We start from the raw sequence: 23,282 nt of genomic DNA on the forward strand, positions 1-23,282 counted from the left end.
GATTCATCCTCAATGTCTACAAGATTCAGGTATTCAATAAGTGCCTGCCGGCTTTCAACCCCGTGCGGCGAAAAGATCAAAGAACGGATCAAATCTTCAGATTCACCTTTTCCAATTAATGAAATAACTGCCCGGGATGCACACTCCATTGCAGAGGCAAAATCATAGAGTGTATTATCGAGGTCAGTAAGTAACACATCAAATCTCATGGGAATGTATGGAGATGTATCATCGCCCTTCTTGATACACAGGCATAACATTTTCCTTAACACCCATATCAGATCTCCCCATGATCATGTTCTTCTCGCCGTGTGAGAAACGACTAGTATGAACTATTCAATCATAACGGGGGGAATACTTGCTATTGCATTTCTTCTCTCTGTTTCTGCAGTAGTCGCAGTAGAGCCGTCGTCTATATATCCGTCGCTAAAAGTTCCAAATACCTCACAGCCATATGAGGACCAGGCCTTCAAGGAGCGCGCTGATTATGTTATAAAAAATCTTACAAATCCGTTACCCAAAGATAACAACCTTATGGAACTCCAGTCAGCCTATTATGAATTGGTTAAAAAGAACGTAAAACCTGAATATTATGGAGAAGCTAAAAATATCACCCAGTTCATCTTCTATGACATGAAAGCGGGAGAGGGGATGCAGGAATACAAAGACACGACTCATACCGCAAACAATCGGATTGAATCACGTGATGACGTCGGAAACCAGGCATATGCAGATCTCGACGCAGCAAAACAGGCATGGAAAAAGATTAGTCAACACTACCCAGATTTCACTCCGGATTTTCTCGCTGGTGACGGAAGAGCAGTATAAAGACTGACAGGTGAACCTTTCAGGTTCACCTCCCTATCAAATAACTATCTTTTTTGCTTCACTCCGCTATCCTTGTACATGGACAGGAGCGAGATAGAGGCCCTGGCGGATATTGCATACGGGATCTTTGAGCACTATCTTACAACCCAGTTTCATAACAGAAAAAAACCACTCTACCGTTTAGTAGAAGACGGTACACCTTTTCAAAATGAATTCAATGAAATATACTCCACATTCAGGGAACTCTATCCTGAACTTGTAATCCATCTACAGGAACGATATCCATCTTCGGATGAGATGTATCGGCTAATCTGTGAAGGAGAGGGCGTCACGCCCACTAAAACTATCCAGTCCTACTGGATCATTCAGGATGCACCCGATACTGACCCCCATGCTACAGAGGATGAGAAAGCAGGAAAGTGGCTTATCTTCGTTCCACCAGATCAGGTCGATGAGATATGGAAGAAGATTCGTGATTTAACCTGGCAGAATGAACTGGGTATCTCTGCCAAAGTATCAACATCTAAAAGGAATCCTGATTCCCGCGATTACCGCAAAGTCATGTACGTGTACACTGCAGACTGGGAGAATGAAGAAGAGGTCATGCAGGTGCGCGAAAAACTTCGCTCAATTGGAATAGTAGACAGGATAGGATACAAACGCAACATTGAAACCTTTAAAGGCGAATATGCCTCAAAAGGAAAAAGAGTAACGTATTATAACGCCTGAATTATCAGGCTTTACGCTCTTTGTTCTTTGGTCTCAGATTTTTATAACCGCACTTTCTACATGCTGTTGCACGGACAGGATTTCGTGCGTTACAGTGCATACAGACTTTAACATTTAGCAGACGTGCTTCTGCCTCAGGAAAACGTGCCATGATATTACTCCACTCGAACTATCTGTCCTATAAAGAAGGTGCTTACTTCACATAAGTGTTATGGAGATACAGGGCATTAATGTCCAAAGATCCACTCCAGAGAGATCTCCACACCACATACCTGCAATTCACCGTGTAACTAACCAGTCCCGAAGTGCAAGAAAGCCTCTGCTCCTGTGAGAGATTGCATTCTTCTCATCATCACTCATCTCTGCAAGAGTCTTCCCATTTACAGAGAATATCGGATCATACCCAAATCCGTGTGCTCCCTTCGGTGACACAACAGTGCCATCAATTCTGCCCACAAATACTGATACACCATCTGCATCAGCATATGCTATACCTGTTTCAAACCAAGCTGACTTGTCGGTCTTATCTGAAAGCAGCCGAAGTATACCCTCGTTTCCAATGGTCTTCTGAACAAATGCAGCACAGGAGCCGGGAAACCCGTTCAATGCAGAGACAAAAAATCCGGTATCATCAGTGATTACTGGGCGACCAAGCTTTTCATACGCAAATGCTGCCTTGCCTTTTGCCACCTCTGCAACCGAATCATTTCGAACCTCCGGGCATTCCAGTTCCACATGCTCCACCTCGGCAATCCCGGATAAGATACCGGCTGCCTCACGTGCCTTATGTAAATTACTGGTGACAAAAGTTATTTTCACAAATACCGGCCCCGCATATCTATTTCATGCTCACGAATAAGAACATCGTCAGCTTCTGGAAACGTCTGTCTGTACCCATCGATGAACGCTTCTTTAAGATGGATTTCATCCGGTGCTGTACTTTCAAGCACCTGGAACAGGACATGGATATCAACCCCGCGTGCCTCAACCTCAGTTGAGTTATACCCAAGCCCAAAGTCAATGAGATAGCACCGGTCATTCTTGAGAATCATATTACTGGTTGTCAGATCGCCATGAACTATTCCGGCATTATGGAGATCACCTACCATTCTGCCTGCTTCTTTCAAAGCACCAGATGAAAGAGCGTCTTTGAGAATTGTCCCATCTATCCGTTCCATTACAATGGTGTCTGCAGTAATATCGCTCATAATTGGAGTCGGGACCCCAAATCGCCGGGCTTCTGAAATCAGCCGGGCTTCAGCTCTTGTGCGTTCAGTTATCAGACGATGATCAAGATCTGGATGGCGATACAGTTTGCCGACCCGCCGTTTTATCACAGACTGCTCGCAGATCTCAACAGCTGCCTCAGCACCTCTGGTACAGTTTTCATCACCAGAGGAGCGATCCGGATTATTTGCTGGAATGGTGCTGCGCCAGGTGACCGGAACCTGATCTGCACGAAATGACGGATTAACCTTGGAGTCCTTTACCTCAAGAATGGATCCATGTTCCAGCATTATCCGTCCGGTATAGGCGATCATTGCTCCGTTGTCACCAAGAAACTGCATTTCAGGAACTGCAAACGAGGCTCCCCTAGCTTCGCACATAATCCGGAGCATCTCCTGAAGACGACGGTTAGCACCAACACCACCGACAAGTATTACCTCATTCTTACCAGTCTGTGAGAGCGCCCGTTCAGTCACTTCCACACACATTGCAAAGGCAGTCTCCTGAAGACTATGACAGACATCAGCAATGGATTCATGCGAATCTTTAGCAGCGCTGATGAGACCTGAAAATGCCAGATCCATCCCTTTGACCGTATATGGAAGCGGAATGTATGTTCCATCCCGGGCAAGTTTCTCTATTTGCGGACCACCAGGGTGTGATAAACCCTTACTCCTGGCAAATTTATCGATAGCATTGCCGATCCCAATATCAAGAGTCTCACCAAAGATGCGGTACCTGTTATTCAGGTACCCGAAAACCTGCGTGTTTGCACCACTGGCATACAAGACAATTGGATCTTCAAATCCTGATGCATACCTTCCGATCTCGACATGGGCCACACAATGGTTTACTCCGATCAGGGGTACCTTAAGTGACAATGCAAGGGCACGGGCAGCGGTACCGACAATCCTTAAACATGGGCCAAGCCCCGGACCCTGAGAAAATGCAACTGCCACCGGCCGAGGACCTTCATCAAGAACTGAACTGATCAGATCTCCAATCTCTGCTGCATGATGCTGGGCTGCCTCACGCGGATGGATCCCACCAACTGCTGGTTTATAAGGCTTAGATTTCAGGCAAATGAGATCGTCATCAAAAATAGCAGCACTGAGATTCCAGGCTGTACCTTCGATCCCAAGCACCGGTCCTGATCTTTGCATCAGGCTTTGTTCTTAAATTCGGTGTATCCGCACTTACCGCAGCTTGCACGATCCTTGTGCTCGCCCATAAAAACACCCGGACCACAGCGCGGACAGTACCGACGTGACGGGGTTGCAGTCTTTCCACTTACAGTGAAGTATGCTGAACGTTTGACAGATGTCTTCTCTTTCTTACCTTTTGCTGCCATACTTCAACCTCCTTAAGATGCCTCCGCAGCGTCCTCAGACGGCGCATCCTGAGCACCAAAGACTTCCTCAGCAACCCCTCCACGGGTCATGAGATAGCCGCGCTCAAGTTTCACCAGATCTTCCTTGTTCTGGTAAACCCGGGCAGATCCGGTCAGAACACTTATTCCAAACCGGGACTTCATTGAGTCAAGAACAACCTGGTCTTTCCCTGCATTCACCATTGCAGCAAGCTTGGCCTGAACCAGCTTACGCGATGGAGTTGCACCATTAAAATTGAGAGTGAACGCAACTTCCCTTCGGGAGAGGAGTTCATTCTGTTTGTCAGAAGTAATTAAAATCTCCATAGAGATCCTCTAGTTGTATGCGGTTCTAAAATATATACCTGCGCGGTCAGATGGTTTCAGGGATACTCTCAAATTTTTCTAGAAAAGCCAGGGCTTGTTCGCGCACCTGCGGTGAAATTTCCAGAACTACGACACCTTCTCCGGGCTGTCCATAAAGGATCAGGGAGTTTATTGGAGATACCAGAGCAAGAGGAAGTACCGCAAGATCCTCTTCCCCCGATACCTGTATTACAATTCTGCCTGAATTAACAGCATCTTTCGTTGCCTGGATGAGTTCATCGCTGATACATCCTGCAGGATTTTTCACATTGATTATCTGATACTCTGGAATTTCAACACCATTATGAGGACGCCGCATGGTCTGACCATCTATAATGGCAATGACAGGAGGAGATCCTGCCAGAAGAAGATGCTCGGTTACCACATCGCCCACACTGTAAAAAAGTTTCCCGCTCAGAAGCGGAAGAACTGGATCAAGAGAGGGATAGAGGGTGCCGAAAGGTCGAGTAAAAAGATGCCGCTGATCTTCGGGGAGTTTTAACATTAGCGGACCTTAAGCGCATATCTCCCAGGGAGGGTGATATTCATTCGTTTAGCAACATCGCTATGTTCAGGATCGATAATAACCAGGTACCCGGTCCAGTCAGTGGTAAGGTTGTTTGTGCCGCAGATAGAGCAGGAAGATCCTTCAACCACCCTGTGGCATTCGCGACATACAGACAACTGTTTCTTCTTTGTCGCGGCCATAATCAGGCAGCTCCGCCAGTTTCTTTTTCTTTCTGTTCGGCCTTCATGTCCTCATCAAGCCACACAAGGCTGCCAAGGCCTGCCTGTCGCATGGTAAGACCGATTTTACTCTCACGTGGTTCACGCTCACTCAAAGAGAGAGTTACAACACGTGCTCTGACAACATCACCAACACCGATATGGCGATTTGAATCCTGGCAGATGAGCTGGGAATTCTTCTCATCATAACTGATGTATTCATCAGAGATCTGACTGACATGAAGCATTGCATCAATCGGGCCGAGGCTTATGAATGCACCGAAACTTGTTGTCTCAACAACAATACCCTCAATGATCTCCTGCAGGGTAAGCCTGATTGCAAGTCCTTCAAAATCAACATCGTAAAAGACCGCCCCATCACCCGGAATCATCTCTCCTTCACCAATCCGGGCCACTTTGGTCACGGCAATGAAGATTCCAATCTCCTTGTCGATACTCCCCTCAAGCTGCTCCTGGAGTACATCCAGAATGACGGTCTCAAGATCCTCACCGAGCCGGTTTGGAGGAACCCTGACCTTATCAAACATCTTCAGTCTGTAATACATCTCTATCTCCTTATGATCTCTAACTTCTGCTTCCCTTTCATCGAAATTACTTCTAAGCCTTCATTCAGCAACCGGTTCCTGAGATCACGATCATTGGTTACAACCCTGCATCGCTCTCTCCGGGCATACGAAAAAATCCGGTCATCAACCCGCTCACCTTCTTCTCCATCCATCGGCACAACAGTGCAGAACTGTGCAAACCGAAGACCAAGACGGGCTGCAGACGCATCGTTACCCCTGCCACGGGCAAGCCCTTCAAGTTCACGAATCACAACATCCGGAACACATGGCTGCGTGACCCCCATCATCCATTTGAGCTCTTCGAGCAGATCAATCCTGAACTGGGAGGTCATAAGAAATGCGTTTGTATCTATCAGAACGGTCACTCGATCAGCATACCCATTCCGATCAGACGCCATCTCCCTCCGACCTGCCGGCTGATAGCGATTGGTGATCCAATCTCCGCACAGACAGGTCTCTTGAGCGTAACCTCGGCAGCATCTTTCTTGGTATTGGTAACAAGCCCAACAGTAACAGCGGTGCCGACTGAGAGCATCAGAGGTTCGCGTGCCTTGAGAGGTTCGATATCGAGCTCACTGTTTGCTCCGACAACCCGTTCCATGAGTCGCACTGAGAACCACATCTTGTCCCAGACTGGTGGAAGTTTCCCTACATGCCCAAGCACCTGCCCGGAGAGCATATCACTTTTGGTAATGGCGGGGTCGAGTTTGGTACCGATAGCAAGGAGACCACCGGGTGTTGCAATATGAACTTTCTTCTGCCCTTTGTGAATCTCAGTTACCTTGGTGACGATTGGATCCCAACGGATCTTATTCTCTACCTGACTCTGAATACCAGGTCTGATCTCGATCTCATCACCGTCATTGATGATACCCCTGATAAGTGAGCCGCCAACTACACCGCCTTTGACATCTTTCCAGCTGCACCCGGGTTTATTTACATCGAAGGATCGTGCGATCAACATGATCGGATCTGCTTCTGGTTTACGTGATGGCTCTGGAATTGTCTCATCAAGAGCCTGAAGAAGTGCCCAGACATTGATATCTTTCTGGGCTGATACAGGAATGATTGGTGCGTTTTCTGCGATGGTACCTTTCACGAATGCCTTTATTTCTTCGTAATTACGAACAGCATCCTTCTGGGTAACAACATCAATTTTATTCTGGACGATGACTATCCGCTTTATCCCGACCAGTTCCAGTGCCATCAGATGTTCTTTGGTCTGGGGTTGCGGACAGTGTTCGGCTGCTGAGATCACAAGCATAGCCCCGTCCATGAGGGCAGATCCAGACAGCATCGTGGCCATCAGGGTCTCGTGACCAGGAGCATCCACAAATGATACAGCACGAACAGGTTCAGCCTCTCCTCCACAGCGTGGACACTCAGGCTTGGTTGTAAACCCTTCAGGTCCGGGACATTTCTTGCACTTGTAAAAGACAGCGTCTGCATATCCGAGCCGGATGGAGATTCCGCGTTTCATCTCCTCGCTATGCCGGTCGGTCCAGACGCCTGTTAGTGCGTTGACGAGTGTGGTCTTTCCATGATCCACATGCCCGACAACGCCGATATTTGTACTCGGTATTATTTCCTCTGGCACCAGTAATCAAACCTCCTTACCAATTTGAACAGATTGATACTTATACGTGAGCATGACATATAATGCAGATTTCCAGAATAAGACCCGAAAGAGATGGAGCCTATAGAGAGAAGAAGTTATCCGGCCCCATTACATGCGCTATCAAGATTGGGAAGTTCCTGGAATGACTGATCACGTGGATCAGACCGTTCTTTCTCAACCTGCATGAGTTCTTCCTTGAGATCTTCAGTCCTGACAACCTTTTCAATGAGAATAGCAGGCACAAGCAGGTCAGTCCGGTAAAGCATTCCGGTGCTGTCAAGTTCTGCAAAGGAATGCCCACTTCTCTCTTCAATTCTTACTACTGTTCCTGTGGTTCCGGTCCGGGGATACCGCACAGACGATCCAATATCCACTACCGTATTCATACATCCATCCTTCTTTTCCAATCACTTAAGGGTTCCTACAATCACGAGACGATAGATCCAGATTGGATCTGATCATCAGTAACCTGGTACTCCTTCCCGGTTGCGGTGTTACGGTATGGCCCCTGAGTTGTAACATCCCCAACCTTTGCATTTGTTGGGTATGGGACTGTGAATGTTCCGTTGACACTCTCCTGTCTATAGACAAACGTTCGTCCGGTATTGGTTTTGACCGGAATTTCAATGATGCCATCACCATGAATGACAGCTCCGGGAACATACTCAAAGACTTTCACATACCTGACATCAGGCAGACTCTCTGGAGATGCTCTTGTGGGAGACTCATGAACCAGCCGGTAATGCTGAAGCGCAGGAATTTTTGAGACAGGCTCAGTGTACACGTAATTCACAAGAGCGGTCTCGTACTCAGGACCCACCGTTGACTTGGAATTCTCCAGCATTGCAGATCCGGCTTCGTATGGAACCTGAGATCCATTAACAATCACAGGATCGCTTGTTTTTGAATATTCAGGTTTCATGTACTGAATATAATGCACCTGCCCCGGCTGGGTCATGGAACCATCAAAGTTGTGGAGCTTCGAGATCATCGTCTGATAGTATGGTTCCATAAAGAACGGGAAGTTCTGACCAGTATTTGGGTTATCCGGGTTGGGAAGAATGAAGTTCCGCTGGTATGGTGATGCTCCGAGATCTGGATTATCCCAGGTTGCCATCGCCCAGAACTTCCCGGTATCCATCTCGTAATCAGTGACCACATACTTTGTTTTCAGGTGATCAAGAATACCAGATGCCACTGATTCATTTGTAGTGATAAAGAACCGGGCTGCTCCATAGTCCCCGGCAACACCATACTGGAACGGGTTCGCATTGGGCATTCGCTTTGCGAGATAGGTGATAATATGACCATAATCCCACCATGACATTACACCATATGCCTGGGCTGGGGGCTGCCATCCCTCTTTCTGATAAATCTTGAAGTAATCAACACCAGTATCAGGAGTATTATTCCCCATCCAGTCTGTTGTTTCCCGCCAGTCAGGGTTCAGGCTAAACTGACCTATTGCAAGATCGCGCCCGATAGAGTTGTAGGTAAAGAGTGCTCCAAGGAGAACCACTACCACCAGAAAGATCATGCTCCCGGTTGAAACCGTAGCCTGTTTCCCGGATGTTTTCTTTGCATGTGTCTGATCTTTCTGTTTTCCTCCTTTGGAATGTACTGGTGGCTCCTCTTTTACCTGGGCAGGGACTCTCCTGACAAGATCGATCCCATACCCAATTGAAATCCCACCAAGAATAGCGGCAGGGACAGCCAGATAATATTCGTACCTGATATGCTGCATTGTTGCATAGAGGACAACAACAGACCAGATCAGAATGAAAAGATATGACGGGCAGAGTTCTTTTCTCAGTTTATTCAGGAGGACCACAATACCGATCACAAACAGAATCAGACTGTACTGGAAGGTCCGCCATGCATCATCAAATGTCCAGGGTCTTGCTTCCTGAATTGTCTTCCAGTGGATCTCCTGGCCAAAGAATGCATTGGCATTTGCAAGAAGGTAATTAAATAATTCAGGAGAGAGCAATGCAAAGAGAATAATCCCAGCGACTGTCACTCCGACCAGGGAAAAAATATAATGTGAGAATGGACGTTCGCGGAGAAACCATGAGAACCCGAAGAGAACCCAGGTCCCAAGGATGATAAGGGCATATGCAACCAGATGTCCGGTTGTATAGTAGTTTAATCCACCTTCACCATGAACCCCAATTATGAGAAATCCAATAATTGCAACAAGGAAAGTTGTTGTATTTACCACGAGTGCTGATGCCCCAAGATGGCCAATATAGCGCTGGATGATAAACCATACCGGAGTAAACATCCCGACCAGCAGAGCAAAGAGGATCATGGTCGGCATCAGGGCAAGCCCGAGTACATACAATACACCGCAAAGGAGACCCAGTATCGCCGGTATCTTCCAGGTTTCCCTGTTTTCAATATCAACCGGATGTTTGCGACAGTAAACAACTGCCCACAGGTAACCAAGGCAGAAGAGTGTACTGAATAATACCTCCCCGATATGATGATCAAAATATCCGTAATAGGATCTGAAGAAGAACTGCCCGGGACATATCGCAATAAAGAAACCAGCAACAAGGCCAGCCTTCCAATCCGCAACCATTCTCACCAGGAAAAACACAATCGGGACAAGAAGCGCTGCCATCACACAAGGAATGAGAAGGCAGATAGATATGATGTCAGGACGGGCATGGGCACCAAAAAGCAGGCAGACTGCACTGCTTATCAGCGGGAAGAGCGGACCCCAGTGCATCGGCTGGCCATCCGGGAAATACGTCATCGGGTCAAACCAGGCAATGTTCGGGAAATTGGCCATGCACAATTCAACCCGTCTGAGCTGGTAGGTGGGATCATCCATACCCACATTTGAGAGAACATCAGTATTCCCTGAGAAGACCGGAATAATCCGGATTAACAGGGAGAACAATGAAATGAGTGCAAGTGCCCCTCCAATAATGAGGACACGCGGATCTTTGAAATTAGTAAGATTCATATCTTTTTCTCCTGCGATCTACTCTCACATTCTGAACCGGCAAGCACACACCGGTTCTCGGCATCCATAAAGAAGTTCATTTGATCACGAATGATATCCCGGACCTGGTACCTGACCTGATAACCCAGTTTTTTCACTTTTGTTATATCAGAGAAGAGGATGGGAACTTCAGAGGGCCGGAACCGGCTCGGATCAAACCGGATCATGATATCAGGCCCGTCTGTCCTGACACGGAGCCCTTCATCTTCAATGCCAAAAGTGATCTCATCGGACAGTATCATCTGATCGATCTTTGGCTTCTCAAAATTAGTACCAAACACAGAGGACATATCTGGCTTCAGAGGGTCGTTTACAACTTTATCAGAATTAATAGTACTAATCTCCCTGACCTTATGGCCTGAAGCCTCAATACTCATAAGGAGATAGCTCAATACTGATGTTGTCCGGTTAGAGCCCACATTGTAAACATCACCATGCTGCCCTTTTTGTGCTATAATCTGATAACCCTCAATGATATCATCAATATGTGACCAGTCTCTACAGGCATTCACGTTCCCTATTGATATCTGGTCAGTTTCTCCACATTTCAACTGAGTGACCTGCCTTGTTATAACAGAGGTGACAAACTGGTCACCCCTCCCTGCACCTTCATGATTAAAAGAGCGGGAAACCATACCCTTCAGACCATAGGTCTGGTAATAGTTTCTGAAAAGGATCTCGCCATACACTTTACTGGCTGCATATGGGGACATGGGTCTGAAGGGATTGCTTTCTGATATCGGAAGTTCGGGTATCCGGGAAGGATCGGGAAAAATTGTGTGATATTTCTCTATTAGAGAAGCATACTGCTCTTCAGAACTGATAACTAGCCCGTACTCTTCGCTTGTACCGGCAAAGACCATCACCGGATCAACCTCTTTCTGCCTGACCGCTTCAAGAAGGTTGATCGTCCCGATGCAGTTTATCTGGGCAGTTTCAAGGGGGTGTGATATTGAACGGGGAACAAACGACTGAGCTGCCAGATGGAAGATATAATCCGGCTCTGCAGCATCCATTGCATGAGCAAGCCCCGGGAGATCTTCAAGACTTCCTTCAACAAAATGTATAGCATTCTCAATTTTTTTGTTCGAAATATTTTTTGGAATGGTCCCATCAGCCCGGCGGCGAATAAGCCCATACACATTTGCTCCCTTATCAACAAGCTCTCGGGCCAGGTATGAACCAACAAACCCGCTGACCCCGGTGATAAGAACATGAGTATCATCCCACTCCATGATTACCCTGACTCCAGCCGTAAAGACTGATCAAAAAGTTGTATTGGTATTATCCTCATGCTCCTGCCAGCGTATGCACATACGTGGATATTTGTTCTTTAAATAACTTGTAATCAAACCGTGCAGCCTGGACCCATGAGGCTTTTTCATACAGTTCAGGATTTTTATCTATGCGACAGACCGCATCCCTGATGGAGAAAGGATCGGGCGATACCAGCAGACCTGTGTGCCCATCAACAACAGTCTCAAGGTATCCGCCCTCTTTTGCAGCGACTACCGGTTTGCCACAGGCCATTGCTTCAAGAGGAGTAAGCCCGTAATCCTCATCAATTGCCATGGTCACAAATCCACGGCAATTACTGTACAGTGTAATAAGATCATAATCTGTGACAGCACCCAGAAACTCAACATTGGGCGGAGCTGATGATGTCAGATGCTTAAATGAGGGATAAATCTTCCCTGCAATTTTCAGTTTCTTATCTGGCATCTCCCTGAAGGCTTCTATAAGATTTTCTACCCGTTTCCACTTGTCAATTCTGGAAACAGATAACCAGTAATCTCCATACCCGCGATTATGGTAGTTCTCGAGATGAATTGGAGGATATAGAACATACGCCTGACGCTGATATGTCCTCCATATCCGGTTTCTTACATTATGAGAGATACCTGCAATATGAGACACATTCTTCATGACAAACCTGCGATCCAGGAAACGGAAAAGTGACAAAACAGGTACATAGATCAATTTCTTAGAAAGAGAAAGATCGGCGATAGTCTGATAATACATATCATAGAGAGCCCTGCGGGGTGTTAGCATAATATAACAATGCGGCCTGCCATTGGAGATGAACCGCAAAGCCATATCATCGGTAGCGATAAAAAAGTCATAATCCAGTTTTAAAGAGCGAAAAAGGCGCATTCCGAATACCTGCTTCAGGGGCTCATTGGGCAAGGAAACATTGAGAGCATGAAATTTTACATCTTTTGCCAGGGGGTAGCAGTCTCCTAAAGAGGGGTTATAACTAAGACATACAATTGTTGCATCCAGAGCCATAGCCATATCAATAAAAAACCTCTCAGCACCTCCTGGAACACTGAAATCAAGACACGAAAGAATCGCTATTCTCATGTTCACTCCTTGCTTTGTATGAAAGAAATCTCTTTTTCATACTTTCGGGCTATACTATCCCAATTCAGTTCCGAAGGCACCTGATATCGTTGATATCCCACAGAGTGCACCTGCTCCATTGCATGAGCCAGCTCCCTCTCATCTTCAGGTTGCACAAAAGTTGTCCCCCCGTATCCGGATAAACTCTCAGCAAGCCCTCCTACCTTTGATGCAATAATTGGAAGACCGTAGGATATCCCGATATGGGCTACGCCGCTTTGTGAGGCACGAGTATAAGGGAGAACCAGAGCATCAGCAGCCGAGAAATAAACCGGAATTTCACCGTCTGATGCATACTTGTTTAAAAGTCGTATCCGGTCAGATACAGGAGATGTTTGAGCTGCATCTATTGATGCATGATCTTCCCATACTTCTCCCACGATGTAGAGGAAAGAATTATTCTTTATGGCTTCAGGGAGCATCTCAAAAGCATGAATCAGGTGAATAACACCTTTATATGGACGGATTAACCCGAAAAACAGGAAAATAAAATAATCAGACACCATAAGAGACCTCTTGGAATCTTTTTGATCATGTATGGGGTACTGATCATAGAGCCCATGAGGAATCACCCCGATGCGACTTTCAGGAATCCGGTAATGAGTAGAGATGAGGTGCCTGTCATGTTCAGAATGGACAATATACCTGCAGGCCATCCGTCTTATCAGCCGGCCCATCAGCCGGGCATATATGCGGATGGGGGCAAAAGAAAATTCAAGAGGATCTACAACCTCATGAAACTCAATAATTACCGGTATCTTTTTTATATTCATGAGGAGCAGTGCCAGAAACATATGTGCAACACTTGATGTCCACCACTCAAGGATGATTACATCAGCATCCCTAAACTCATGTGATGCCTGTATCCAGGTTAAAGGATTGTACCAGTCCAGAGTTTCGCGAACCCTTATCTTCTCACTATATTTCAGGGATGTCAGGTCAGTTCCAACTCTCTTCCAACCTGGAAAGAGTCGCTGGGGAAGCATATATCTGAAGAGAAGACTGGTAACCTGCCTATGGTCAGCAAGTGCATTGGAAAGGCGGAGTGTATAATAACTAATACCTGAAAGAAAACGGGGAGAAGGGCCGACAACTACTACAGTTCTTTGATTCATAGAATTTTAGAAATTTGATATATTATTCGACGGTCACACTTTTAGCCAGATTTCGTGGTTTATCAATCTCTCGTCCAAGACGGGAAGCAGTGTAATACGCAAGCATCTGCAAAATTACTGTCGCAGCAACGATTTGCAGGTACAACTGATCTTCATCAAGTGGAATAACAACATCAGCCAGTTCAAAAAGCTCAGTATCATCACCGTATCCTATTGCAATAATGGGCGTTCCCCTTGTTTTCATCTCTTTGAGATTACCCAGCATTACCGCGTAAGAAGGTCCGGGAAGACAGATTGCCACAACTGGTGTCTCAGAAGATAAGAGAGAGAATGGTCCGTGCTTTATCTCACCGGCAGCATATGCTTCAGCGTGGATATATGAGATCTCTTTCATCTTCAATGCCCCTTCCATCATAACCGGATAGAAAGGCCCTCTTCCCACATAAAAGAGATGTTGGGTTTTGAAACAGAGAGTCACCGCATCTTCCATATTCAGGAGGAGAACTTTTTCAATGGCTACCCCGGCATGGGAAAGAGTTTCATCACACATCCCGCCAGACAAAATGTTTACAACCTGTAAAAGAACTCCCAGTTGCGCAATAAATGATTTGGTTGCTGCAACACTGATCTCAGGCCCTGCCTGCATCAGGATAGTTGCATTTGCGTACCGGGTTATTGAACTGTTCAGAACGTTTGTCACTGCAACAGTCTGGATATTATTACAGTTACCTTTATGAATTGCTGACAATGTATCAGCAGTCTCGCCTGACTGTGATATGCCGATGATGACATCAGTGAGTGGAACTGAACTGTATTTAAATTCAGATCCCAACTCAACCCTCACTGGAATGCCACATGATGATTCTGCAAGATATCTGAAGATCAAACCGGCATGATACGAACTGCCACAAGCAACAAGAGTGATAGATCTGGCATCATAAAGAAACTCAGGAATAGAATGAAGAGTCAGAGAATGAAGAGCACGGTTGATGACCTCAGGTTGTTCAAAGATCTCTTTAATCATGAAGTGCGGAAATCCACCTTTCTGAACGGCTTCTGGTGTCCACTCTATCTCGTGAATCTCACGACTGACTCGGACTGAATTCTGATAAATAGAATACCCATCTGCACTAATCTCTGCGATATCTCCATCCTCAAGGTAGATCACCCGGTTCGTAAATTCAAGGAGAGGTGTGATGTCAGAAGCAGCAAAAACTTCATTATCTCCAATACCGAGGACAAGTGGACTGCGATTTTTCACTGCGATAAGTCTGTCACAATCACGAGAGATTGCCAGGATTGCATATGAACCTTCAAGGTCTTGAACAATCTTTTGCATCGCATTGAGAAGATCTCCCTGGTTCTGATCTTCCAGGAGATGGGGAATAACTTCAGTATCAGTTTCTGATCTAAAAATGTGGCCCTTTGCAAGAAGTTCGCGTTTGAGGTGAGCATAATTCTCAATGATGCCATTATGGACAATTGCTATTCCCTCATGACAATCAGAATGAGGATGAGCATTGATATCAGAGGGAATCCCATGAGTTGCCCAGCGGGTATGTCCAATACCACAGGTTCCGGGAAGGTCGGCTTCATCAGGTGAGAAGTCTGATACCTTCCCTTTTTTTTTGTGGATAAAGAGTCCTTCTGAACTGGTAGCAATTCCGTAACTGTCATACCCCCTGTACTCCAGCTGTTTCAGTCCATCCAGCAGTACCGGAGCAGCCTGTCTGTACCCTATATATCCGACTATCCCACACACGTCACATCACCCGTGTACGGTCTGGGATATTTTTTGACCGAAGCCGGAGACCATTGCGGGCATCGATATGACAATCATTGCCGATGATACTGTTTTCATAGATTACCAATGGCGAAGAAAAGACACCATTGCCCATGATAACACCACAGGATGAATGAATAGCCTCCTTTCCAATCTCAAGAAAACCAGTTCCTGCAGTAATTATTGTATGCTCACCTATCGTACATGCTTCGCCCAGCACTGCAGAGCTAATTTTTGAGTGAGAACCAATATTGCAGTCGTCCATTACCAGTGAATTTCCAATTACTGTAAAGGGTTCAATGACTACCCGTGATGCAATACTGGTACCAGGGTTGATCACCACATGAGGTCCGATCACACAATCTTCACCGATAACCACTGGCCCTTTGATCGTGCAGTAAGGACTGATAACAGATCCCTTTCCAATTGCTACCGTGCCTTCGATGATCGCACTTGCACTTAAAGTTCCTGCACAAGAGGGGGAGATATTTCTTAAAAGCCTCTCATTCATACAGATGAGATCCCAGGGATAGACTGCATCCTGCCACTCATGCGCAGGTACTGCTGTTATAGAGGCTCCTTGTGAGATCAAACCATTTACAGCGTCAGAGAGTTGGTTATCATTCATCCCTGCAAGAAAAGATTTCTCCAGATGGTATACACCACAACTAACGGTCATTCTTTTCGCATGAACCGGCTTTTCAACAATGCCCAGAACAACACCATCTTTGACATCTACCACCCCGAAATTTGATGGGTGCTGATGAGTTGTGATGAGCATTGAATTCTTGATCTTAAGTACCTCTTTCAGAGATACCGGATCAATGTAATTGTCACCAGGGAGTACCAGTAGATCATCAGTTATCAGATCCCGTGCACAATTGAGTGCATGACCGGTGCCGATCTGATGCGTCTGCTCAACAACCCGGACCTCTACCGGAAGATGGATTAGATGCCTCATCACTTGTTCTTTGCGGTACCCGACAACCACAATAATATCGCGAACCCCGCAGGAAAGCAGGGATTCGATGAGATGCTCAAGAATCGGTCGATTTGCAACAGGAATCAATGCCTTTGGCCGGTTCTGGGTCAAAGGTCTGATCCTGGTCCCCTCCCCAGCTGCCAGGATTACAGCCTGCACACTCATCGTTTCACCACCGAATTATCAGCAATGACACCACTTACAAAGCAGTGTGGAGCAATCCGGCACCGGTTACCAATGATAGCACCCACATTTACCGAGCAGTTGATACCAAACATCACATCATCACCAATGACCGCTCCAAACTTCTTTCTCCTGGTGTCTACCCCACCGGCTGAAATACACTTCTTGTCATGGCGAAGATTTGCAATCTTTGTCCCAGCTCCAAAATTACAGCCACTTCCAATGACACTATCACCAACATAATTAAAATGGGGAATATTCGAATTATTCATCACGATAGAATTTTTTAGTTCTATGCTGTGACCGATGTGACAGTTATCTCCGATAGCGGTGGCTCCCCTGATATATGCATGAGGGCCAATCCTGCAGCCCTTTCCAATAACACAAGGACCCTCGATGTATGTCCCGGCCTTTACCACAGTTCCTTTTCCAACCTGTACAGCACCTTTGAGTACGACGCCTTCCTCAATTTCGCCTTCAATGCAGGATGAAAGAGAACCGAGAAGAACTTCATTTGCGGTCAACAGATCCCAGGGGGATCCCATATCTGCCCACGAAGAGAGCATGACTGCATGCAGCGAACCCAATTTGATGTATGGGAGTAATGCATCGGTGAGTTCCAGTTCCCCTCGAGGAGACGGAGTTATCTTTTTGAGATGAGTGAATATATCAGAATTAAACAGGTACAATCCTGCGTTGATCAGACTGCTTTTCGGATTTTCACTCTTCTCTTCAAGTCCGGTGATGATCCCATCAGTAACCGTAACAACACCAAAATCCTGGGGATGATCAGATTTGCAGATCCCAAGAGCCGGGGAAGGACTTGAAAGGACAGCCTTGATATCTTCACGGGAGAGGATCATATCCCCGTTCAGAAGCAGAAATTCGCCGTTTACATGCGATAGGACATTCAATACTGCATCCCCGGTCCCACGCTGGCGTTTCTGAGTTACATATCTGATTGAAACTCCGAAGTCTGAACCATCACCGAAGTGATGCCTGACTGCTGCCTCCTGATATCCAACAACAAGAATGAATTCATTAATGCCACAATCCCGGATAGCATTGATCAGATGCTCAAGCATAGGCTGGTTTGCAACAGGGATCATCACCTTAGGTCGTGAACCAGTGAGCGGCCTCATGCGTTTTCCTTCACCGGCAGCAAGTATCACACATTCAACCATCAGGCATCACCTCTCAGTGCCAGTCTGACCATCTCTTCACCTCTTTCAAGCATCCGCCTGGCATCATCCAAAGTACGGCCTTCAGCTGTGAAACGGATTTTTGGTTCAGTCCCACTCGCCCTTACCAGACACCAGCCATCATCTTCTTCAAGACGAAGACCATCGGTGGGGTTAGCTGCTCCGAGTGCATACAGTATTTCATGTGACTGAGGGAATTGTTGAGAGCGCCTGATAATTGGATACTTTGGGATTGAGGCAATTTCTTCAGCAATATTCCACTCCCCTGCCATTTCACAGAAGAGTCCTGCTGCAAAGGGGCCATCAGGGCAGTATGAGATTTGAGGGAAGATCCATGCTCCAGAAGGTTCTCCCCCGAAGTCTCCCCACTGTACCAATTGTTCAGATACAAAAGCATCACCCACCGGTGTCCTTCTCACTTCAGCAATCTCTTCAACTGCCATTGAGGCATCGTAGGTAGTTACCACCCGTTTGGATCCAAGGTACTTTGCAAAGAGGATAAGGAGTAGATCACCCGGAATGTAGGTTCCTGTATTGTCAAAGGCCATCATCCGGTCTGCATCCCCGTCATGAACAACAGCACATCGGGCATTAACCTTCTTCATTAGGGCGGTGAGGTAGGGGAGATTCTCAACAAGCGGTTCAGAGGGCCTTGAGAAAGTACCAGATGGATTGGCATTAACTGCTGTAACTGATGCGCCGGCATCAGATAACAGGTGAGGAGTCAGAACAGAACCTGCACCGTTGCCACAATCAAGAATGACAGGGAGATCTTTTTTTACATCAATCTCATTAAGAATCGCATCACGATGAGGAGTGAGTGGATCATATTTCATTACCTCCCCTTGTGATAACCAGTCTGCTACCCTGATATCACTGATAGCATCCTCGATCTCATCCTGCTGAAGTGCCTGAAATGAGGAACCATCAGGGTTGAAGAGTTTTAATCCATTATATGGTTCAGGATTGTGTGATGCCGTGACCATGCAGGCTGCCTGGAATGATCGGCAACAATATGCAATTGATGGAGTTGGTGCGATTCCACCTTGAAGTGCTTTGGCACCGGTGCTACATATTCCGGCAATGAAGGAACTGGACAGAGCAGGACCAGTTGTCCTGCTATCCATTCCAACCAGAACCTGATCAGCCCTGCCACCTACTGCCATTCCTACCTGCATGGCAAGACTGAGCAGATCCTGATCATAAAGACGACGGATCCCTGACGAGCCGAAGAGCATAGTACTGATTAGTACGCGGTCTATCCTTTAGATATTCGTCCTGCCATACGGGCAAAAGTGACAGCCATGAGTGAGAACCACAACACCGGCAGTTGAGGGCCCGATAAACAAATATCTTTCACCAGGCTCTTCGGGAATTATCCCATTCTCATCACTTATCATCCCATCTGATGAGACCAGGATCAGATCTGCTTCTTCTGGGGTATTCACAATCTGTGATGAGAAACGGTCACGGATCTGTTTCATCCCTCCACAGCACCAGATCTTCTTCCCGGTTATGAGATCTTCAAGCTCTCTGATACATGTTGTATGATTTTCTGGAAGACAGGCATGAAGACGGCGTGATGTACACAGAAATCCGGTCAGAGCATTCAGAATACCAGCAGCCGCAGATCGCAAAGCCGGCTTTCCAAGTGTTGCACCGAACATAAAGGAAGGCTTGGTTGTTGTCCGAACTGGATCATCGGTTGCAATGCCAGCAGATCTGCCACCAAATGTAACCCTGATCAGGGCACCCTGCTCATACGCACACCTGACAACCTCATTCTCCTGCTCAAGTATAACAGGATTATCAGAGATACCACAGTCTTCCACCATTGATTCGATCTGATTTACTGCTTTTTTTATGATATGCATAGAATCTCCAACTGCTTGAGATTTGGAATAATAAGTGGATTGGATCTTGAAGATGAAGAGAACTCCTATGAGTTCCAGCTATTCCTGCCAATCAGGGGGACAAACCTGACCCCATCATATTCCTCTCTTCGAATCCCTTCAGTGCTCCTGGTAAGACGGACGAGTACCTGCATGTGCTGCGGCCCAACCGGTGCTACAATCCTGCCATTAACAGCGAGTTGCTCAATGAGTATGGATGGCACTGCAGGAGTGGCAGCCGTGATGATTATGCCATCATAAGGAGCCATATTTTCCCACCCAAGGGTGCCGTCGCTTACGAACACAGAGACATTGCCCACACCGGCCTTCTGAAGATTGGACAGGGCACCATCAACGAGTTCTACAATCCGCTCAAGACTTATCACCCGGGCGCCCATGGCAGAAAGGACTGCTGCCTGATATCCGCTTCCGGTCCCAATCTCAAGAATGATGTCACCCTCTTCTGGTGCCAGGAGTTCGGTCATCCTGGCAACAATGTAGGGTTGAGAGATGGTCTGATCATGACCAATTGGAATCGGGTGATCGTGATATGCAACACCAGCAAATTCTTCAGGCACAAAAAAATGCCGGGGTACCATTTCCATGGCTCTGAGCACCCGCTTGTTTTTTACTCCCCGTGAAAGGATCTGGGTCTGAACCATCATTCTACGTTCATCAGCCCGATCCAGATTCATGGTTAAAATCCTGACTTTTCTGCAGCATCAATGGCTGCATTGATCTGATCCTGAAGTACATCAGGGAGACCATCAACTTTGACATCAAGGAAACCCCTGATGATGGTGGCCGTTGCAGTCTCTTCATCAAGTCCTCGTGCCATCAGATACTCAATCTCATCTTTTGCAATCTTTCCAACCGCAGCCTCATGTGAGAGCTCAGTATCGACCACTTCTCCCCTGATCTCAGGGATGGCATGAATGATTCCATCCTTCAGGATGAGTCCCTTACACTCAATATGTCCACGGGTTCCTTTGACTTTTCCCTGTATCATTCCACGGGAGTAGATGAGGCCACCGGTAGTAATTGCACGGGTGAGAAGTTCAGCACTGGTTCCTCGTGCATTCAGATTCACAGTGGATCCCAGGTCCAGATGAGATCCTGGAGGAGCAACCACAACACTAGAAAATCTCCCAACCGCATTTTCTCCCATCAGATGACATACTGGTGACATCTGAATCTTCCTGACTGGTTCCATGCAGACATAATTGGAGAGGAATACCCCATTTTCTTCCACGATTGAGGCACTCCGGGGATAGACAGCAATATTTTTCCCCCAATTATGGATCATGGTTGAAGTGACTTTCGCTCCTTTACCAACATAGAACTCAGTAACCCCGATATGAGTTCCGCTGCTCCGTGCTGATGCTGATGTACATCCAGATATGATATGGAGTTCTGATCCTTCTTCTGCGATTATGATATTGTGCACATGTTGCACCGGGGAGTCTGACATGAGCAGGCAGGCCTGAAGTGGATAAACACTCCTGGTTCCTTTCTTTGCAATAATGACAAAACCACGCGGGTCTTTCTGGGCGGCAACATAGCGGGTGAATTTATCTTTATCCTTTGATACTGCACGCCAGACATATTCCTCTACCCAGGGGTACTGCTCTAGAGCTTTTCCGAGAGTAAGGAACTCAATTCCATCACAGTCAGAGGTAACATGGCAGACATCCTGATCCTTCTGAAAGAAACTTCCAGAACGGTTCTTCATATCAACTTCCAGACCGGTAAGAGCAAGGCGCTTCTTATCTTCAGGCGAGAGATCCGTCATCTGTAATTTTTCAGGCATAATCCTCCGAAGGTGAATAATAATTCAGATTTTGTTCGTGAAGGGAGAACTGAACAATCTAATCATTCTTGTTCTGAGAGGCATGGGGTAATAACATACCTGATTGTCATTCATGGTTCTCGGATCAATTCTGGGAGATCTGCTATTGACTTGATGATATGAGTCGGCTTGACAAGGGATTTTACAAGAACATCTTCATTGAATTTGCCGGTCTGGACAAGTACTCCTTTGATACCACATGCCATAGAACCCCCGATATCTGTTAGAATATCATCTCCAACCATCAAGGTGTTCCCTGGTTCTACATCCATGCTGGATAATGTCTCACTGAAAAAATGCAATGATGGTTTTCCCATAAGGAGTGCAGTCTTTCCTGAAGCATATTCAAGAGCATCAACAAACGGCCCTGCGCCAAGAGAAAGACCGTCACGGTCCATCCAGTACCGGTCTTTCTCCAGGGCAATCAGGTCAGCGCCACCAATAACCTGCCGAAAAACCTGATTCATAGACTGGTAGGTGAATGCATCCCCGGCATCTGCAATAATTACTACTTGTGCGTTATGGACCAGGGAGATCCCTGCCTTATGAAAGTCATCCTTAAGATCTTCAGTAGATAGGAGTGTACATGATGAGATGCCCTGGCTCAGAAGGTATTGTATCGCGGCACCTGCAGGAGTAAAGATTTGATCCTCCCGGATCGGTTGATTCAGACGCTTAAGTTTTTCAAGAACTGTCTTTTTTGCCCGTCTAGTTCCATTAGAGATAAACCGGTACGGGATATTCTGCTTTTGTAAAAATCCAATAGTTTCAGCAGCACCTGGAAGTGGGTCCATACCTGTAAGCAGGGTTCCATCAATGTCCAAAAGCACAGCGTGGACAGACATACTGTACCTTTATCCCTGGAATATTTCAGAATCTCCCCAGATATTACAGATAAGTATAAAAAGAGAGAGAGCCCACTCTGTAAAGCATCTGCATCGATGGTCTAGAGGCATGACTTTGGCCTTCCAAGCCAATAGCTCGGGTTCAATTCCCGATCGATGCATTGTAACAACGAGTATTTCGTTGCTGACCTTTTTTTGAGATATTACGTGTAATCCATGTATAGCATCATACCACTTTGACCTAGCATCAGCGAGTGAAGGTTGAAGCCTGGAATATGGTTCTGATATCTGTGGCTGAACGCTTACCGTTGATGAGAGTGGAGCGATATCTTGACACCAGAGATAAAAGGCATATTCCTGGGGTGAACGATGCCGGAAAGTTGAGATGATCCTGACTTGACAAGGATGACTCGTCCCTCTATGATGATACTCATTATCCCGGTGATCATGATGAGGGAGAGATATGCCATATCTTCGGAATGTTTCGGACATATTACAGAAACATCCGCAACAAATTCAGGCACGAATTCTGGTTAGATCGAGAATTAATTAATAATAATATAAT

Annotated in this window: 25 protein-coding genes, 1 tRNA gene and 1 pseudogene; 3 read left to right on the forward strand and 24 right to left on the reverse strand. The window is 46.4% G+C overall.

Features of this window, described 5'->3' with window-relative positions; genetic code table 11:
- Window positions 1–197 (reverse strand): annotated as a pseudogene (locus VN429_RS01940) (hypothetical protein); the annotation flags it as partial.
- Window positions 198–327: 130 nt separating this feature from the next.
- Between VN429_RS01940 and VN429_RS01945 the strand changes: the two are divergent.
- Window positions 328–828 carry a hypothetical protein gene (locus tag VN429_RS01945; protein WP_325629219.1) on the forward strand — a complete coding sequence of 167 codons (501 nt, stop codon included), beginning with the start codon at window positions 328–330 and terminating at the stop codon, window positions 826–828.
- Window positions 829–906: 78 nt separating this feature from the next.
- On the forward strand, window positions 907–1,557 hold the full coding sequence (locus tag VN429_RS01950) for a putative phosphothreonine lyase domain-containing protein (protein ID WP_325629221.1): 651 nt from the start codon (window positions 907–909) through the stop codon (window positions 1,555–1,557).
- A 4-nt stretch (window positions 1,558–1,561) separates the two neighbouring features.
- Here the strand turns inward: VN429_RS01950 and VN429_RS01955 are convergent, their stop codons facing one another.
- The 23 genes from VN429_RS01955 to VN429_RS02065 all read right to left on the reverse strand — a co-directional run bounded on the left by VN429_RS01955 (window position 1,562) and on the right by VN429_RS02065 (window position 22,717).
- Window positions 1,562–1,708, reverse strand: coding sequence for a 50S ribosomal protein L40e (locus VN429_RS01955; protein WP_109968424.1), 147 nt, complete (start codon window positions 1,706–1,708; stop codon window positions 1,562–1,564).
- A gap of 128 nt (window positions 1,709–1,836) precedes the next feature.
- The gene (gene rdgB, locus VN429_RS01960; protein WP_325629225.1) at window positions 1,837–2,376 is read right to left on the reverse strand and encodes an RdgB/HAM1 family non-canonical purine NTP pyrophosphatase; all 540 of its coding nucleotides are present in this window, start codon (window positions 2,374–2,376) and stop codon (window positions 1,837–1,839) included.
- Window positions 2,373–3,947 (reverse strand): bifunctional N(6)-L-threonylcarbamoyladenine synthase/serine/threonine protein kinase, encoded by a 1,575-nt coding sequence (locus tag VN429_RS01965; protein ID WP_325629227.1) that lies wholly within the window; start codon window positions 3,945–3,947, stop codon window positions 2,373–2,375. The genes rdgB and VN429_RS01965 overlap by 4 nt, the downstream gene beginning before the upstream one ends.
- Window positions 3,947–4,135 (reverse strand): 30S ribosomal protein S27ae, encoded by a 189-nt coding sequence (locus VN429_RS01970; RefSeq protein WP_109968427.1) that lies wholly within the window; start codon window positions 4,133–4,135, stop codon window positions 3,947–3,949. Before VN429_RS01970 ends, VN429_RS01965 begins: the two co-directional genes overlap by 1 nt.
- A gap of 12 nt (window positions 4,136–4,147) precedes the next feature.
- Window positions 4,148–4,480: a 30S ribosomal protein S24e gene (locus VN429_RS01975; protein WP_325629230.1), complete on the reverse strand. Its 333-nt coding sequence runs from the start codon at window positions 4,478–4,480 to the stop codon at window positions 4,148–4,150.
- A 46-nt stretch (window positions 4,481–4,526) separates the two neighbouring features.
- Window positions 4,527–5,024, reverse strand: a complete 498-nt coding sequence (locus VN429_RS01980; RefSeq protein WP_325629232.1) for a GTP-dependent dephospho-CoA kinase family protein — start codon at window positions 5,022–5,024, stop codon at window positions 4,527–4,529.
- Window positions 5,024–5,227 (reverse strand): transcription elongation factor subunit Spt4, encoded by a 204-nt coding sequence (gene spt4 / locus VN429_RS01985; protein ID WP_109968430.1) that lies wholly within the window; start codon window positions 5,225–5,227, stop codon window positions 5,024–5,026. The genes VN429_RS01980 and spt4 overlap by 1 nt, the downstream gene beginning before the upstream one ends.
- Before the next feature lie 2 nt (window positions 5,228–5,229).
- On the reverse strand, window positions 5,230–5,811 hold the full coding sequence (locus VN429_RS01990; protein ID WP_325629235.1) for a DNA-directed RNA polymerase: 582 nt from the start codon (window positions 5,809–5,811) through the stop codon (window positions 5,230–5,232).
- 2 nt (window positions 5,812–5,813) lie between these two features.
- The gene (locus VN429_RS01995) at window positions 5,814–6,230 is read right to left on the reverse strand and encodes a PIN domain-containing protein (protein ID WP_325629237.1); all 417 of its coding nucleotides are present in this window, start codon (window positions 6,228–6,230) and stop codon (window positions 5,814–5,816) included.
- Window positions 6,194–7,429: a translation initiation factor IF-2 subunit gamma gene (eif2g, locus tag VN429_RS02000; RefSeq protein WP_325629239.1), complete on the reverse strand. Its 1,236-nt coding sequence runs from the start codon at window positions 7,427–7,429 to the stop codon at window positions 6,194–6,196. Before eif2g ends, VN429_RS01995 begins: the two co-directional genes overlap by 37 nt.
- 116 nt (window positions 7,430–7,545) lie before the next feature.
- The gene (locus VN429_RS02005; RefSeq protein ID WP_325629241.1) at window positions 7,546–7,836 is read right to left on the reverse strand and encodes a DUF2098 domain-containing protein; all 291 of its coding nucleotides are present in this window, start codon (window positions 7,834–7,836) and stop codon (window positions 7,546–7,548) included.
- A gap of 41 nt (window positions 7,837–7,877) precedes the next feature.
- Complete coding sequence (locus tag VN429_RS02010; protein WP_325629243.1) at window positions 7,878–10,424, reverse strand: oligosaccharyl transferase, archaeosortase A system-associated; 2,547 nt, start codon at window positions 10,422–10,424, stop codon at window positions 7,878–7,880.
- Entirely contained in the window at window positions 10,421–11,698 is a 1,278-nt protein-coding gene (locus VN429_RS02015; protein WP_325629245.1) for a GDP-mannose 4,6-dehydratase, read from the reverse strand. Before VN429_RS02015 ends, VN429_RS02010 begins: the two co-directional genes overlap by 4 nt.
- Window positions 11,699–11,753: 55 nt before the next feature.
- Complete coding sequence (locus VN429_RS02020) at window positions 11,754–12,827, reverse strand: glycosyltransferase (RefSeq protein ID WP_325629247.1); 1,074 nt, start codon at window positions 12,825–12,827, stop codon at window positions 11,754–11,756.
- 2 nt (window positions 12,828–12,829) lie between these two features.
- Window positions 12,830–13,981: a glycosyltransferase gene (locus VN429_RS02025; RefSeq protein WP_325629249.1), complete on the reverse strand. Its 1,152-nt coding sequence runs from the start codon at window positions 13,979–13,981 to the stop codon at window positions 12,830–12,832.
- A gap of 22 nt (window positions 13,982–14,003) precedes the next feature.
- Window positions 14,004–15,743, reverse strand: a complete 1,740-nt coding sequence (gene glmS / locus VN429_RS02030) for a glutamine--fructose-6-phosphate transaminase (isomerizing) (RefSeq protein WP_325629251.1) — start codon at window positions 15,741–15,743, stop codon at window positions 14,004–14,006.
- A 1-nt stretch (window position 15,744) separates the two neighbouring features.
- On the reverse strand, window positions 15,745–16,911 hold the full coding sequence (locus tag VN429_RS02035; RefSeq protein WP_325629253.1) for a sugar phosphate nucleotidyltransferase: 1,167 nt from the start codon (window positions 16,909–16,911) through the stop codon (window positions 15,745–15,747).
- Window positions 16,908–18,113 carry a bifunctional sugar-1-phosphate nucleotidylyltransferase/acetyltransferase gene (glmU, locus tag VN429_RS02040; RefSeq protein WP_325629255.1) on the reverse strand — a complete coding sequence of 402 codons (1,206 nt, stop codon included), beginning with the start codon at window positions 18,111–18,113 and terminating at the stop codon, window positions 16,908–16,910. Before glmU ends, VN429_RS02035 begins: the two co-directional genes overlap by 4 nt.
- Window positions 18,113–19,369 carry a phosphopentomutase/phosphoglucosamine mutase gene (locus VN429_RS02045; RefSeq protein WP_325629257.1) on the reverse strand — a complete coding sequence of 419 codons (1,257 nt, stop codon included), beginning with the start codon at window positions 19,367–19,369 and terminating at the stop codon, window positions 18,113–18,115. The genes glmU and VN429_RS02045 overlap by 1 nt, the downstream gene beginning before the upstream one ends.
- Window positions 19,370–19,396: 27 nt before the next feature.
- Window positions 19,397–20,005 carry a hypothetical protein gene (locus VN429_RS02050; protein ID WP_325629259.1) on the reverse strand — a complete coding sequence of 203 codons (609 nt, stop codon included), beginning with the start codon at window positions 20,003–20,005 and terminating at the stop codon, window positions 19,397–19,399.
- 65 nt (window positions 20,006–20,070) lie between these two features.
- The gene (locus VN429_RS02055) at window positions 20,071–20,718 is read right to left on the reverse strand and encodes a protein-L-isoaspartate(D-aspartate) O-methyltransferase (RefSeq protein ID WP_325629261.1); all 648 of its coding nucleotides are present in this window, start codon (window positions 20,716–20,718) and stop codon (window positions 20,071–20,073) included.
- A 2-nt stretch (window positions 20,719–20,720) separates the two neighbouring features.
- On the reverse strand, window positions 20,721–21,833 hold the full coding sequence (locus VN429_RS02060; protein ID WP_325629263.1) for a SufB/SufD family protein: 1,113 nt from the start codon (window positions 21,831–21,833) through the stop codon (window positions 20,721–20,723).
- Between the two features lie 110 nt (window positions 21,834–21,943).
- Entirely contained in the window at window positions 21,944–22,717 is a 774-nt protein-coding gene (locus VN429_RS02065) for a TIGR01458 family HAD-type hydrolase (protein WP_325629265.1), read from the reverse strand.
- Between the two features lie 90 nt (window positions 22,718–22,807).
- Between VN429_RS02065 and VN429_RS02070 the strand changes: the two genes are divergently transcribed.
- A tRNA-Gly gene (locus VN429_RS02070) sits at window positions 22,808–22,878 on the forward strand.
- Window positions 22,879–23,282 lie beyond the last annotated feature (404 nt).

The sequence above is a fragment of the Methanospirillum sp. genome (assembly GCF_035560735.1).
Taxonomy (GTDB): Archaea; Halobacteriota; Methanomicrobia; order Methanomicrobiales; family Methanospirillaceae; genus Methanospirillum.